Below are 14,288 nucleotides of genomic sequence, written 5' to 3' on the forward strand. Positions count from 1 at the left end.
GCCGGTACATGATTGTACTCATTGATAACTTTGATTCTTTTACTCATAACCTGGCTCGCTATTTTTGCGAGCTGGGCGAGTCGGTTGAGGTTTTCCGCAATAATGAAATTAGCGTAGCAGACATTGAGCGCTTAAACCCAGAGGCTCTCGTTATTTCTCCGGGACCCTGCACGCCCGACGAGTCTGGAGTTTCTTTGGAAGCCATTGCAGCTTTTAAGGATAGGCTTCCCATATTGGGTGTCTGCCTGGGGCATCAGGCATTAGCTCAAGTGTTTGGTTCAACCGTTGTTCGTGCGGAACGAGTAATGCACGGCAAAGTGTCTAGCCTGATGCATACAGGCCAAGGGCTGTTCGAGGGGTTACCCACCCCCATGAACGTGACGCGATATCACTCACTGGTTGTTGCGCCGGATACCTTATCTCAAGCATTTACTGTTGATGCCGAAACCAAAAGCGTAACGGGGCTGCAAGAGATCATGGCGATTCGACATAAGGCACTGCCACTTTTTGGTGTTCAGTTTCATCCCGAGTCGGTAATGACTAAGCAGGGACATAATCTGTTAGCGAATTTTTTACGTTATATACGATGATTGGTAACTGTTGCTAAGCACTGAAATTGCCGATACTTACGCTAGTAAACACTTCATAGGCGAGCATTGATGTTTCATTTTTTTTCAAATACCACGGAAGGTGGCAGTAAAGACCCCGCATTGCGGCTTGAGAAACGGTTTATTAACTATTTAATTAGCTTTCCGTTTGCGCGTAAAGCTCGCTCTGCGGCCGATGGTATTGAAGACGAGGAGAAGGAGCAGCGCCGTCAATTACTTGAGGTAGAGCGTCTAAACTACGAAGAGCGTGACAGAAAGGCGCAAGCACGCCAACGTTTTTCAGATAAAATTTCAGCAGAATTGCATGAGGAAATTTATCACCGTGCCTTGAAAACAATTGAAGACGGTGACTATGTTCGCGAGCGTTTAATCCCTCTTCCGGAAAAACTGCCTGAACTTCTCGATACCCTCAGTCTGAAAGCCGCTTCAATGCGTCGTATTGAATCTATCGTGCAGGGTATGGACTGGTTTCATACTGGCTTGCTGCGTACCGTTAATCAACCACCGTTTATTGATCGTAACAAGCAGGTAAAACTTGATAACTTGCGGGTGGCGATGAGTTTTGTGGGTACCGAGAACCTTCGGTTACTGGCACCAGCTTACATTATGCAAAACTGGTTACCGCCGTCGACACAGCCGTTTACGTTGTTTCGCAGAAAAGTCTGGGAGCATTCACTGGGTACCGCTATAGCGGCTCATAACATTGCGGTGGAAAGAAAGTTAAAAGATCCGATTTTGGCTTACACCATGGGGATGTTCCATGAGCTGGGCAAAATCGCGCTAACTAAGCTGTACTTGAAGCTGTTTGATGACGTGCAGCGTGAGTTCGCGATGGCCTCAGTTAACGACAAGTCTCCGGAACGACATAATGCGCTTGTTCAGTTAACGCCGGACGAGCGTTTTTTGCGGGACTTGATGTTAGAGAAAGATAAAGAAGTGAGTTATTTGGTTGCCGAAGGCTGGGGGTTGAAGCGGGTGCCAGTCAGCAAGCATTTGCTCGATTTTACCCAAGCAGACAGAACAACACCTCACTATGATTCCGAGTATGCTGAGGTATTAGCCCAGGCAAACGCTTATTGTGAATTCCGCATGATGCGGGAAGTCGACTTAGCGAGTCTGGAAGAAGGTAAGCACATATTGAACAAGTATTCGGTGTCGGCGGAAACGCTCGCCCGGCTAAATAACGTGAGTTTAAAACGTCCGCCAATCATTGTTCCTGACTAACATTCGAAGTCGGTGTCAATGAGCAGGTGACTAAACACTTCGGTTATATGCTCTTCCGGGTCGGTAAAACGAACACCAATACCGATTCGGCCCACTTCTTTACGCTGGTTCATAATTTGGCCGGACAGTGTCAACGGCTCTCTTTGCGACCCTGAACCTATGTTTACCTTGATATTCATGTGAGTTACATTCCCAGCTGCGTTTTGAGCTTTAAAAAGTATTCGGCAACCTGCTGAGGAAATATCGACAATGACACCGCTGGCAAGTTTTTTACGCTCTCCGGGTTGAACGGCTGCTGAGGTAACATCAACTGGGATGTGGGTGCTGACGCGCTTTTGAGCCCGCAACGCGCGCTGCTCAACTTCTTTAGGGTAGTCAAGGTAAACGAGCCGGAAAGGAAAGTTGGTTACCGCCCGTATTTTACTTTTGAAGGCAATACATTCACCAGTCTCACCTTCTAAAACTAATCGAACGATGACGGGATTGCCCTCATACAAAACGTCAACATAACTGCCGTCAGTTTTCGGGTTAGGTTGCTTCAACAACAAGTAGTGGCCGCTGTCAAATCCGATAAGTTGAAGCTTGGTGCGTACTTTGGTGGCAGATGCAAACTCAACGTCGATCATATCGCCCGGACGTAAGTAATTTAACTTCATATGGGGCTGAGATGATTCCGGTATTGTCGGTGTTTCTTTTTCCATAGCCTCTGCCGAAGTTGTATAAGGATAAGTTCAGGCTAAAAGAAGAATGGAAAAATTGCAATGCAATTCATGATACAGAGTTGTTAATAAATTTTACAAAAGGAAATTTAAGGAAAAAAGTGTGAGTAAAGATTCAGTGAGTACTGACACTTAAGCATAACTATTCAATTAAAACGCAATAAATTCCCAAATGCTGATGTGAAAAGGGTTTTGAAACTAATTAACACAGACAAGGTGGTCAAATTTTGGCATAATAACGCCCTTTTCAAGACATTCATTTGTTGACACCTTTGTTAATTCGCATGAGCGATAAGGACGAGAGTAATGACAGACAAAATGGCAGTAAATCGCGAAATGTTTAACGACGTTATGGTTCCAAACTACAACCCAGCGTCAATGATCCCAGTTAAAGGCGAAGGCGCCCGAGTGTGGGATCAAGACGGCCGCGAGTATGTGGATTTTGCCGGCGGTATTGCTGTTAACTGTTTAGGTCATTGTCACCCGGCAATGGTGTCAGCGTTACAAGAGCAAAGCCAAAAGTTGTGGCACTTAAGTAACGTATTTACTAATGAGCCGGCTATTCGCTTGGCTAAAAAATTAACAGACGCTACTTTTGCTGACCGTGTTTACTACGCAAACTCTGGCGCAGAAGCCAACGAAGCGGCACTTAAGCTGGCGCGTCGCTGGGCGATTGAAAAGCACGGCGAGCATAAGCAAAAGATTATTGCTTTTACTAAAGGTTTTCACGGTCGTACTTTCTTTACGGTAACCGTTGGTGGTCAACCGGCGTACTCAGACGGCTTCGGTCCAAAACCAGGTGCTGTTGAACACGTTGACTATAACGATGCTGAAGCGTTGAAAGCGCTTATTTCTGAAGACACGTGTGCCGTTATGATGGAGCCGCTGCAAGGTGAAGGCGGTGTTGTAGCGCCAGACGTTGAGTTCGTAAAAACTGTCCGTGAATTGTGCGACCAGAATAACGCATTGCTTATTTTCGACGAAGTTCAAACCGGTTTTGGCCGTACCGGCACACTGTACGCTTACGAGCAGCTAGGCGTAACACCTGACATTTTAACGTCAGCGAAAGCGCTGGGCGGCGGTTTCCCAATTGGCGCTATGCTAACGACCAAAGAAATTGCCGAGCACCTGAAGCCAGGAACGCATGGTAGTACTTATGGTGGTAACCCACTGGCCTGTGCGGTCTCAGAAGCTGTCTTCGATATTGTGAACACCAAAGAAACATTAGATGGCGTTAAGAAACGCGAACAGCTTTTCAAAGAAGAACTGCAACGCATTAATGACAAGTATAATGTGTTCAGCGAAATTCGCGGCCAGGGCTTGTTGTTGGGCGCAGCGCTTAACGAGCAATACGAAGGCAAAGCGCGTGAGTTTTTGTTAGCGGGACAAGAGCACGGTGTTATGGTGCTGGTAGCAGGCGCAAACGTTGTGCGCTTTACACCATCGCTGATTATCTCTGAAAACGATATTAAAGAAGGCCTGCAACGCTTTGAAAAAGCCGTTGCTCAGGTTGCTGGCTAATTACTGAGGCGTTTTTATGTTGCTAATCAGACCCATTAAGCCGTCGGATTACGAAGCGCTTTATCAATGTGCGATTGAGTCGGGCCACGGGTTTACCTCGTTGCCCGTCGATCAGTCGCTATTAGAGCGTCGTATTGATCGTGCCCAAAAAGCTTTTCGAAAGGAAAGCGTCGAAACACCGGGTGACGAAAGTTACTTGTTTGTGATGGAAGACACCGAAACCGGAACCATCGCGGGTGTGAGTGGTATTGAAGCTGCGGTGGGTCTGGATGAAGCATTTTGGCATTACCGTCTCGGTAAAGTCGTGCATCATTCAGAAAAACTTAATATCTATAATGCATTGGAAACTTTGACCTTGTGTAATGACTACACGGGGGTGTCAGAGTTGTGCACCTTGTTCTTGCGCGAACCATACCGTCACAACATGAACGGTCGTACGTTGTCGCGTTTCCGTATGTTATTTTTGGCCCAGTTTAAACAGCGTTTCAGCGACTGGGTGATTGCAGAAATGCGTGGGGTTTCCGACGACAATGGTGACTCGCCGTTTTGGACTTGGCTAGAAGATAATTTCTTTTCAATGGATTTTCCAAAAGCGGATTATCTAAGCGGTATTGGCGATAAAACCTTTATTGCTGAGCTAATGCCACGCTTTCCAATTTACACGAATTTGTTGAGTGAAGACGCTCGTGCGGTTATCGGAAAAGTACATGATAACACGCGTCCTGCGCTGAAGCTGCTTGAGTCGGAAGGTTTCCGTTTCCGTGGCTTTGTCGATATTTTTGATGCAGGTCCAACAGTAGAAGCGGAAGTGTGTAACTTAAGCAGCGTGCGAAACAGCCGACTTGTGAACGTTAGAGTCAAAGAGCAGGTGCCCGACATAGAGGCTGCGGTACCACATATTGTCTGCAATACTCAGCTTGAAAACTTTAGAGCCACCAAACTGCTGTTAGCAGAAGGTGCAGATGAGCTGATTATTGATAACGAGCAAGCCGAAAAAATGCATTTAAGTGACGGCGACGACGTTCGAATTGTCGCACTTTAAGCAGGAGTTAAATTTATGACGAACAGTATTCAATTTATTAACGGAGCTTGGGAAGCGGGCGAAGGCCAGAAATTCGACTCGGTTGATCCAGCTCGCAATGAAGTTATTTGGTCTGGTGAATCAGCCAGTGCCAACCAAGTTGAAAAGGCGGTAATGGCCGCTCGTGAAGCTTTCCCTGAGTGGGCTGATAAGTCTGTCGAAGAGCGCTTGGCAATTTGTAAAAAATTCTCGGAGTTACTGGAAGAAAACAAAGAGCACTTGGCGCGCACAATGGCGAAAGAAACGGGCAAACCCGTTTGGGAAACTCGCACGGAAGTTGGCGCGATGATGGGCAAAGTAGCTATTTCAGAAAAGGCTTACCATGAGCGTACTGGAACGGTTGAAAATGAAATGCCTGGCGCGAAAGCTTTTATTCGTCATAAACCTCACGGTGTTGTTGCGGTTTATGGGCCTTATAACTTCCCGGGCCACCTGCCAAACGGTCACATTGTGCCAGCGTTAATCGCTGGAAATACCATTGTATTTAAACCGAGTGAGTTGACCCCAATGGTGGCTCAGGAAACGGTTAAGCTATGGGAAAAAGCGGGTATACCTGCCGGCGTAATCAACTTGGTACAAGGTGAAGTTGAGACTGGTAAAGCGCTGTCTGCGCATCCACAAATTGATGGCTTGTACTTTACCGGCTCGTCGAATACTGGGCACTTGCTGCACAAGCAGTTTGGTGGGCGCCCGGACAAGATCTTAGCGCTGGAAATGGGGGGGAATAACCCATTACTGGTGAAAAATGTGTCTGATATTGACGCTGCGGTTCATAATATTGTGCAGTCCGCTTTTATCACCTCTGGTCAGCGTTGCACGTGTGCGCGCCGATTGTTCATTGAAGATTCCGAGCAAGGTCGTGCAGTGCTGGAACGCTTAGTGGAAGTCACAGAAAATATTTTGGTTGATGACTACGATGCAGATCCGCAGCCTTTCATGGGCGCCATGATTTCTGCTAAAGCTGCCGGCGAAATGGTCGATGCACAGAATGAGCTTTTGCATAAAGGTGCGAAGTCGCTGGTTCGTATGAAGCAGGAAGACTCTAAAAAAGGGTTTGTGACACCGGGTATTGTTGATGTAACCGGCGTTGAAGGTCTTGAAGACGAAGAGCACTTTGGCCCGTTGCTAAAAGTGTATCGCTATAAAGAGCTTGATGACGCGATTAAAGAAGCGAATAACACGCGCTATGGTTTGTCGGCAGGCATTTTGTGTGACGACGAGCAGACCTATCGCTACTTCTTTAAGCACATTCGAGCAGGCATTGTGAACTGGAACAAGCCAATTACAGGTGCGAGCAGCGCTGCTCCATTTGGTGGCATTGGGGCGAGTGGCAACCACAGAGCAAGCGCTTACTACGCGGCTGACTACTGTGCATACCCAGTTGCCTCTGTCGAGGCTGACTCGATGACGTTACCTGAGTCATTAGCACCGGGACTTAAATTCTAGTCACAATCTGTGCTACTTTAGCGGTTGGGCAATTTGAATGGTTGTCCAACCGCATACATAAAGAGAGTCAGATGATAGTAGAAAACGACGGATACATTGAGCTGATTCAGTACTTAACGGGGCAGTTACCGTTATTTTCTGACCAAAGCGCTCAGGAAAAAACCGCAGACTATACGCTGCGGGACTTAATGGAAGAAAAGCTTTCCATGAGCATGATGGCTGTTTTTGAGCAAAACGAACTGAGTCAGGAACAACGGCTCGACATAGTCCGTGAAACCGACGCTATCGTTTATGACCTAGAAGAAGTTCTCTCCAAAGTGCTAGATACTCACCCTACCTCAGAGCAGGAAGCCTTCATTGATGAGTTTGTTGGGCTGGTCAAAAACTTGTTTGACGAACACCTGCGAGAATACCGCGTATAAACCTTTTTAAGATGACAAGGAACAATAATGGCTGATAACACGATGAACGCAAGAGTGAGCTGGCATGAAGATATGACGTTTGTGGCGACTTCCGGTAGCGGTCATCAAGTCATTATGGATGGAGATTCGCCCGGTAAAGCACCCAGCCCAATGGAAATGGTGCTAATGTCCGCTGGCAGCTGCGCCTCTGTTGATGTTGTCAGTATCCTACAAAAAGCCCGTCAGGACTTCAGCGAGTGCTACTGTGAGCTTTCTGGTAAGCGCGCTGACTCAACTCCCAAAGTGTTTACAGACATTCATATTGAGTTTGTGGTGGTTGGCAAAAGCGTCAGCGAAAGTCATGTTGAGCGTGCGGTCAAACTGTCAGCTGACAAATACTGCTCGGTGGCTAAAATGCTGGAAGCCTCAGTCAACATCACTCATAGTTATCGTATCGAAGAAGCGTAGAATTACTGTTGGCTGGAAATCCAGTCGACCTGTCGGCGAACTTGGTTTTTTCTATCCATTATTTGTTCAATCAATGGCGTTAGAATTAGCTCCATTGCCAACGCCATTTTTCCACCCGGAACGACTAATGTGTTGGTCCGGGACATAAATGACCCCTCTATCATTTGTAAGTAAAACGGAAAATCGACGTTTTTAATTCCGCGGAAACGAATGACCACGAAGCTTTCATCAAGTGACGGTATGTCCTTCGCGCTAAATGGGTTGGACGTATCTACAGTAGGCACGCGCTGGAAGTTAATATGGGTACGTGAGAACTGCGGCACAATATGGTGAATGTAGTCTTCCATACTGCGAACAATGCTTGTGGTGACTGCTTCTCGGGAATGACCTCTCTCAGACGTATCCCGGATTAACTTTTGAATCCACTCCAAGTTAACAATGGGAACCATGCCAATGAGCAAGTCGACATATTGCGCCACATCATAACTGTCGCCGCAAACACCGCCGTGTAAACCTTCGTAGAAAAGCGCATCGGTGTTTTCCGGCAGCTCTTCCCAAGGTGTAAAAGTGCCGGGCATTTGATTATAAGGCACAGCATCATCAAAACTGTGTAAGTAACGGCGGATTTTACCTTGGCCGGTTTGCGAGTAAGAGCGGAAAAGGGACTCCAGACGATCAAAGTCATTTGCTTCAGAGCCAAAATAGCTAATATGGCGACCTTGCTCCTGCGCTTTGCGAATAGCTAAGTCCATTTCCGGGCGGGAATAGCGGTGGAAACTGTCACCTTCGACAAAAGCCGCGCTCACGTCTAGCGAACGGAAGATATGCCGAACGGCTTGACCGGTCGTTGTCGTACCGGCACCCGAAGACCCAGTAACCGCTATAATTGGATGTTTTGATGACATAACATTCCCGCAAACTAAAACAGAACACTTGTTATACGTTGCTTAACCCGCAAGATCAATATTAGTAATGTGGTGGTGGCGGTTCGTTCGCGGGGTCGGAATCCGTGGTATTTTGCTCTTGCATCTGCTTCAGGCGTTTACCAAGCCAGCGAATTTGACGTTGCATCTCGGTCATTTGATGAGTCTGCTCAGTGACTAATTGATTCAGTGATTCAATGGTGTCTTCCTGAAACGTTAATTGCGTTTCAAGATTAGCCATTTGTTCTTCAACTTTTTTTAAATCCATTATTTACTACCTGTTACGTCAATTTCCCACCATTCAACCAGCCCTGCCGAACTCTCGCTAACGACGGTGTTTTCCTTTTCGTCGAATACCACCGCAAGAACTGCCGCATTACTCGGACGTCCACCGTCCCGTAAGGCGACTCGCCAATCACTCAAAAGTTTGCCCGTGGCCGTATCCCACAAAGCAATTCGGCGTGACGGGGCACCGGTAATTAAGTAGTCACCCGACTGGCTGAATCGAGCGGCACTGAAAATACGTTGGCGGTCAGGAAACTTAAGGCGGCTAACTTCCTCTCCGCCTGGTAATGCTCTTATAACCGCGTTGTCAGTAGAGTCAGCTGCAAATGCGTATTTTCCGCCAGGGTGTAAGGCAACTTGTGTCATGCGACCTTCGTACTCCCACCGGTGTACGATTTGGCCGCTGCGTGTGTCCCATAAAATAGCCGTGTAGTCGTTAGATGCACTGAGTACATAGAAGCCATTAGGTGAAATATCCAGAGCATTGACGGCTTCTGTGTGGCCATAAAACTCAATACGTCGTCCGGACTGTGGGTTAAATGCGACTTGCGTTCCATCACGCTTACCTAAAACCACCGTGCCACCGGACTTGCTGACAACGATGTTTTGGATTCGACCGTTACCTATGCTCCAAAAACCCAGGTTTTTGCCGGTTTCTATGTCCCACATAGAAAATTCGTAACGTGATGCGGCAACGGCGACACTATTGTCTGCAGCGATATCGACGTCAATAATTTGTGAGACTTCGCCTTCTTCGTGTTCCCACTGATATTTGGCGTTATTGGCATAGCGAGGCCACAGCAGCAACCCGGTTTCGTCTGTGGATACCAAGCTGTATGATGCATCATCGGAGATATCGGCAGCATAGGTGCCGTTTTCAGCATGAACTTTTTTATGAATTTTGTCAGGGGAAGGCTGACAGGCACTTGCCGCTAAAGTGAATAGCAGTATAGCGCTAAGCTTTATAAAAGGCATAGGCAACTCCCCTGTGGTTGTGTAGTATGGTTCTGTTCACTAACACTATTATGACATAGTCCGAAAGGATGCAAGACGATAATTGGAGAAAACAATGAAACATCTGATGAAGCCGTTGGCAGTATCAGCGGTCGCCCTGGCGTTAGCCGCTTGCTCACAAGAGAAGTTTCCGGCAAACGACACTCAGTTGCAGACAGAAAAAGACAAACAAGCGTACGCATTGGGCTCATCGGTTGGTGGCTTTATTGCTCGTAACTTAGAACGTCAGGAAGAAGCTGACTTTATTCTTGAACGCGATGTCATCATCGCGGGCTTTGTCGACGCTATTAAAGGTGACCCTCAATTGAGCGACGAAGAAGCGGAAGAAATTCTGACGGCAATGCGCCAGGAAGTGATGGAACAGCGTCAAAATGTTTTAGGGCAGAAATCTGCTGAAGAAGGTAAAGCGTACCTTGAAGAGAACAAGAAAAAAGAAGGCGTTCAAGTAACTGAGTCAGGTCTTCAGTACGAAGTTCTTGAGGAAGGTGAAGGTGACAGCCCTTCTGAAACAGACATGGTGGAAGTTCACTATGAAGGCACGCTAATTAACGGTGAAGTGTTTGATAGCTCTTACGAGCGCGGAGAACCAACGTCATTCCCGTTAAACCGTGTTATTCAAGGTTGGACCGAAGGCCTTCAGTTGATGAAAGAAGGGGCGAAGTATCGTTTCGTTATTCCGGCTGAGCTTGCTTACGGTGAGCGCGAAGTGGGTGGTGGTCAAATCCCACCGAACTCGACATTAATTTTCACAGTTGAGTTGCTCGACGTGAAAAATACTGAAGAAGCGCCTGCAGGCGAAACAGAGCAGTAATACCAGAACCAGACGTAGCCTGATGTAAATAACATCAGGCTACAACTCTATTGTTATGCTGATATCAGCTGGTGTTCTTCCAGGTGGTTCAATAGCTGATCTTCAAATTCCATCCGAAGCTCAATGGCTTCACCTAAGGCCGATAAATCGCGATCAAATTTATCGCAATTATTTGTTGAGTCGATATCACCGTACTTATCATTAAAGTCCAGCGCGATATCAGTTGTATCTGAAATGAGCGGGAATAAGTCATCCGCTAAGTCATCAACGGAGTGCCCCTGGCTGCTTGCTTCGCGAACAATCTGATCATAAATTTCAAAGTGACCACTGGACACATAATCAACCAATTGGCCGCAGAAATTTCGGATATCAACGACGTCTGGCAAACCTTTATGGCTGTTTTCGTAGGGTGGCAGAGCGGCAAGCTTGAAGTAATTGATCAGTAAGTCCTGACGCTCTTCCAGCCAGTGATCAATCGTTTTATGAGCGCCACCCCAGCGCTTTTTTGCCTGTTCATTACGGCTTAACATGATACTCTCCGTTATTGATATCAGTCATCAATGTAAATTCTCAGTCGTTAGAACTCAATAGGTTTTACGCAAAAATCGTCCTACAGAAGAAAGAACGTAAATATGGCCACTTTATACGCAACTCCCGCCATTGATGAACCCGCCTGGTGGTTTGTCGTCAGCGCTGATCATGTTTTTCTGACGCATGATGGTGAAGTTCCTTTTGGACCGCTTAATGAACTCGCGTTTCCGGATTTAACGCAATATCAGGTGATTGAAATTGGCGAAATCCGTGAGAGAACTTGCTATCTGGTCATGGCGGATTACATGGATGAGCAGTTCAATGGTGGTGACTTTGCGCCGTTACGACAACTGTTAAGCCCTGAGGACATGGAAATGTTTGCGATGGCAGGGCGCGCCCGTCAATTCAGCGACTTCCTTAATACCCATCGGTTTTGTGGTCGCTGTGGCACAAGGATGCAAAGTGTTGAATGGGAGTTGGCGATGCATTGTCATCAATGCCACCATCGTTGTTATCCGCGTGTTTCGCCCTGCATTATTGTGGCAATCACTAAAGGTGATGAATTACTGCTTGCCCAGGGCAAAAGGCATAAAGCCGGGCTATATTCCATTTTAGCGGGCTTTGTTGAAGCGGGTGAAAATTTAGAACAGGCGCTTGAGCGTGAGGTTTACGAAGAGGCGGGAATCCGTGTTAAAAATATTCGGTACCATATGAGTCAGCCCTGGTCCTTCCCACACTCTTTAATGATGGGCTTCACCGCTGAATGGGAGTCTGGTGACTTGCATATTGACCCGCATGAATTGGTTACTGGCGACTGGTTTCCGGTAGACGACTTACCGCAAATACCACCGCATGGCACGATCGCCCGCACGCTTATTGATATAGCTCTAAAGAGGTAGAAAGTAAGTAGCTATAAGTTTTCATGGAGTGCGGGCGCGCTCGCTGTTAAAATGCGCCGCAGTATTTTGTTGAAAATGGATGAGTTATGACGGCGCCAGCGCTAAAGAATGATCGTTACCTTCGAGCCTTATTGAAGCAACCCGTTGACCGTACACCGGTGTGGATGATGCGTCAGGCAGGGCGCTATTTACCAGAGTACAAAGAGGTGCGGGCCGAAGCTGGCGACTTTATGTCGTTATGCCGCAATACAGAGTTGGCCTGTGAGGTGACGCTACAGCCGTTGCGCCGTTTTGATCTCGATGCTGCTATCTTATTCAGTGACATATTAACCATTCCGGATGCTATGGGTCTTGGTTTGTACTTTGAAGCCGGCGAAGGGCCTAAATTTAAGAACCCGGTAAGAGACATGGCGGCGATTAAGAACTTGTCGGTGCCTGATATGGAAGACGAGCTTGGTTATGTGACCGATGCAGTCCGGATGATTCGCCGTGAACTGCAGGGGGAAGTGCCATTGATAGGCTTTTCCGGCAGCCCGTGGACGCTAGCAACTTATATGGTTGAAGGCGGCAGTACTAAGAATTTCTCGAAAGTTAAGCAGCTGATGTTCGCGGAGCCAGAAGCAATGCACATGCTTCTCGACGTACTGGCCGACTCAGTGACTCAATACTTGAACGCGCAAATAGCCGCTGGCGCGCAGTCAGTCATGATATTTGACACCTGGGGTGGTGTTTTATCGCCCCGGGACTACAAGCAGTTCTCACTGGCCTACATGGAAAAGATCGTAAAAGGACTGACCCGTGAAGCGGACGGGCGTAAAGTGCCGGTGACGCTATTCACTAAAAACGGCGGCCAATGGTTAGAAGCAATGGCTGCAACCGGTACTGACGCTCTTGGTGTTGATTGGACAACTGACTTGTCAGATGCACGAGCTCGCGTTGGCAGTCAGGTAGCGTTGCAGGGAAATATGGACCCAAGTGTTTTATACGCCTCACCTGAGCGCATTGAACAGGAAGTTCAGACAATACTGGAAAGCTTTGGTCATGGAGAGGGTCATGTCTTTAATTTGGGGCATGGCATTCACCCGGAGGTGAACCCGGAGCATGCGAAAGCGTTTATTGACGCCATTCATAAGCACAGTCCGCAATACCACAAGTAGCTATCGGGTAATGTCGCAACTAAAATACTGAATTTGCGATTAAAGACCGATAATCCTCGTTAAGTGCACCGCCTTTATGGCGGTGTTTTCCGTACAATAGGCTATGTTTAAAACCGTTGGACACAAGCGTTTAGAGGTCAACATGGCAAAGCGTACCTGGATTAACCCAATTACTATTGTGGTTGTCGTTTTAATAGCGGCAGCTGTGTACTTGTTTGGGTTTCCACCAAAAGAGACTGTAGAGCAAGGAGAGCAGCAGGCTGTACCGGTAAAGGTTCAGCAGGCGGAAGTCAGTGAGTTTCGGGATACTATCGAAGCTCTGGGTACGGCTATGGCTAATGAGACCGTCGAAATAACGGCGCAGACCCAGGACGTTGTTGAAAAAATCTATTTCGACAGTGGTGATTTGGTAAAAGAAGGGCAACTTTTAGCGGAGCTTAACGCCCGCAAAGAAGTGGCTCGTGTCCAGCAAATTAAATTTAGCTTAGAAGAAGCAAAGCGCCAATTAGACCGCATTGGCGAGTTGCGTCGTGGAAATGCGGCTTCACAGCAACAGCTTGATGAACAACAAGTTAAAGTCAACGGCCTACAGGCTGACTTGGAAGTCGCTGAAGCGACGTTGCGGGAAATGAAAATTTACGCACCATTTTCCGGACGAGTGGGAATTCGGCAGGTCAGTCCCGGCTCTTTAGTCAGCCCGGGTGATGTTTTCACGACCTTAGACGATATTAAGCCGATAAAAATCGATTTCAGCGTACCTGAGCGCTTTTTTGCCAGTATTGCGGTTGGCCAGGAAGTGATGGCCCGCAGCCGCGCTTACCCGGGAGAACTTTTCAGCGGTCGCATAACCAGTATTGATTCACGCATCGATCCGGTGACCCGCGCGGTACGTGTCCGAGCTAAAATCACCAACGACGACGAGCGCTTGCGTCCGGGAATGCTGCTACAAATAACGTTATTGCGCAGCATTGACGAAGCGATGTTGCTTCCGGAAAAAGCGCTAGTTCCAATACAAAGTCGTCAATATGTGTATGTGCTAACGCCGGATAACCGAGCGCGTCAGAAGGAAGTGACCATTGGTCGCAGAAAGCCAGGCATTGTTGAGATAACGGACGGGCTGAAGCCCGGTGAGAAAGTGATCATTGAAGGTATTGTTCGCCTTCGCGACGGAATTCCAGTATCCGTTCAGGGAGAGTAATT

General features: G+C 47.5%; 16 protein-coding genes. 11 read left to right on the forward strand and 5 right to left on the reverse strand.

The features are described 5' to 3' along the window. Positions 1–8: 8 nt before the first annotated feature. Positions 9–590 (forward strand): anthranilate synthase component II, encoded by a 582-nt coding sequence (locus tag CWC33_RS07085; RefSeq protein WP_100691377.1) that lies wholly within the window; start codon positions 9–11, stop codon positions 588–590. A 69-nt stretch (positions 591–659) separates the two neighbouring features. Further along, positions 660–1,832 (forward strand): HDOD domain-containing protein, encoded by a 1,173-nt coding sequence (locus CWC33_RS07090; protein ID WP_100691378.1) that lies wholly within the window; start codon positions 660–662, stop codon positions 1,830–1,832. Here the strand turns inward: CWC33_RS07090 and CWC33_RS07095 are convergent. Further along, a complete protein-coding gene (locus CWC33_RS07095; protein WP_100691379.1) occupies positions 1,829–2,533 on the reverse strand; it encodes a flagellar brake domain-containing protein in 705 nt (234 codons plus the stop codon). The genes CWC33_RS07090 and CWC33_RS07095 overlap by 4 nt on opposite strands. 336 nt (positions 2,534–2,869) lie before the next feature. Between CWC33_RS07095 and CWC33_RS07100 the strand changes: the two genes are divergently transcribed. The 5 genes from CWC33_RS07100 (at position 2,870) to CWC33_RS07120 (ending at position 7,468) form a co-directional block, all read left to right on the forward strand. Next, positions 2,870–4,072: an aspartate aminotransferase family protein gene (locus tag CWC33_RS07100; RefSeq protein WP_198511847.1), complete on the forward strand. Its 1,203-nt coding sequence runs from the start codon at positions 2,870–2,872 to the stop codon at positions 4,070–4,072. Positions 4,073–4,088: 16 nt separating this feature from the next. Next, on the forward strand, positions 4,089–5,114 hold the full coding sequence (gene astA / locus CWC33_RS07105) for an arginine N-succinyltransferase (protein ID WP_100691381.1): 1,026 nt from the start codon (positions 4,089–4,091) through the stop codon (positions 5,112–5,114). Positions 5,115–5,129: 15 nt separating this feature from the next. Beyond that, positions 5,130–6,599 carry a succinylglutamate-semialdehyde dehydrogenase gene (astD, locus tag CWC33_RS07110; RefSeq protein ID WP_100691382.1) on the forward strand — a complete coding sequence of 490 codons (1,470 nt, stop codon included), beginning with the start codon at positions 5,130–5,132 and terminating at the stop codon, positions 6,597–6,599. 71 nt (positions 6,600–6,670) lie between these two features. Further along, complete coding sequence (locus tag CWC33_RS07115) at positions 6,671–7,021, forward strand: DUF3802 family protein (RefSeq protein ID WP_088767368.1); 351 nt, start codon at positions 6,671–6,673, stop codon at positions 7,019–7,021. Positions 7,022–7,063: 42 nt separating this feature from the next. Beyond that, on the forward strand, positions 7,064–7,468 hold the full coding sequence (locus CWC33_RS07120; protein WP_198511848.1) for an OsmC family protein: 405 nt from the start codon (positions 7,064–7,066) through the stop codon (positions 7,466–7,468). Between the two features lie 2 nt (positions 7,469–7,470). Here CWC33_RS07120 and CWC33_RS07125 read toward each other — a convergent pair whose 3' ends face one another. The 3 genes from CWC33_RS07125 to CWC33_RS07135 form a co-directional block, all read right to left on the reverse strand. Further along, positions 7,471–8,373, reverse strand: a complete 903-nt coding sequence (locus CWC33_RS07125) for a phosphoribulokinase (RefSeq protein ID WP_088767370.1) — start codon at positions 8,371–8,373, stop codon at positions 7,471–7,473. Between the two features lie 61 nt (positions 8,374–8,434). Then, on the reverse strand, positions 8,435–8,659 hold the full coding sequence (locus CWC33_RS07130) for a SlyX family protein (protein ID WP_100691384.1): 225 nt from the start codon (positions 8,657–8,659) through the stop codon (positions 8,435–8,437). After that, positions 8,659–9,651 (reverse strand): WD40 repeat domain-containing protein, encoded by a 993-nt coding sequence (locus tag CWC33_RS07135; protein ID WP_100691385.1) that lies wholly within the window; start codon positions 9,649–9,651, stop codon positions 8,659–8,661. Before CWC33_RS07135 ends, CWC33_RS07130 begins: the two co-directional genes overlap by 1 nt. 94 nt (positions 9,652–9,745) lie before the next feature. On the opposite strand from CWC33_RS07135, the gene fkpA reads away from it, so the two are divergent. Continuing rightward, positions 9,746–10,501 (forward strand): FKBP-type peptidyl-prolyl cis-trans isomerase, encoded by a 756-nt coding sequence (fkpA, locus tag CWC33_RS07140; protein ID WP_100691386.1) that lies wholly within the window; start codon positions 9,746–9,748, stop codon positions 10,499–10,501. Between the two features lie 53 nt (positions 10,502–10,554). Here fkpA and rsd read toward each other — a convergent pair whose 3' ends face one another. Further along, positions 10,555–11,031 (reverse strand): sigma D regulator, encoded by a 477-nt coding sequence (rsd, locus tag CWC33_RS07145; protein ID WP_100691387.1) that lies wholly within the window; start codon positions 11,029–11,031, stop codon positions 10,555–10,557. A gap of 102 nt (positions 11,032–11,133) precedes the next feature. Between rsd and nudC the strand changes: the two genes are divergently transcribed. The 3 genes from nudC to CWC33_RS07160 all read left to right on the forward strand — a co-directional run bounded on the left by nudC (position 11,134) and on the right by CWC33_RS07160 (position 14,286). Next, positions 11,134–11,931, forward strand: coding sequence for an NAD(+) diphosphatase (gene nudC, locus CWC33_RS07150; protein WP_100691388.1), 798 nt, complete (start codon positions 11,134–11,136; stop codon positions 11,929–11,931). Positions 11,932–12,017: 86 nt separating this feature from the next. Next, positions 12,018–13,088: a uroporphyrinogen decarboxylase gene (gene hemE, locus CWC33_RS07155; RefSeq protein WP_100691389.1), complete on the forward strand. Its 1,071-nt coding sequence runs from the start codon at positions 12,018–12,020 to the stop codon at positions 13,086–13,088. 142 nt (positions 13,089–13,230) lie between these two features. After that, a complete protein-coding gene (locus CWC33_RS07160) occupies positions 13,231–14,286 on the forward strand; it encodes an efflux RND transporter periplasmic adaptor subunit (RefSeq protein WP_100692298.1) in 1,056 nt (351 codons plus the stop codon). The last annotated feature ends 2 nt before the right edge of the window (positions 14,287–14,288 follow it).

It is taken from the genome of Idiomarina sp. X4 (assembly GCF_002808045.1).
GTDB lineage: Bacteria > Pseudomonadota > Gammaproteobacteria > Enterobacterales > Alteromonadaceae > Idiomarina.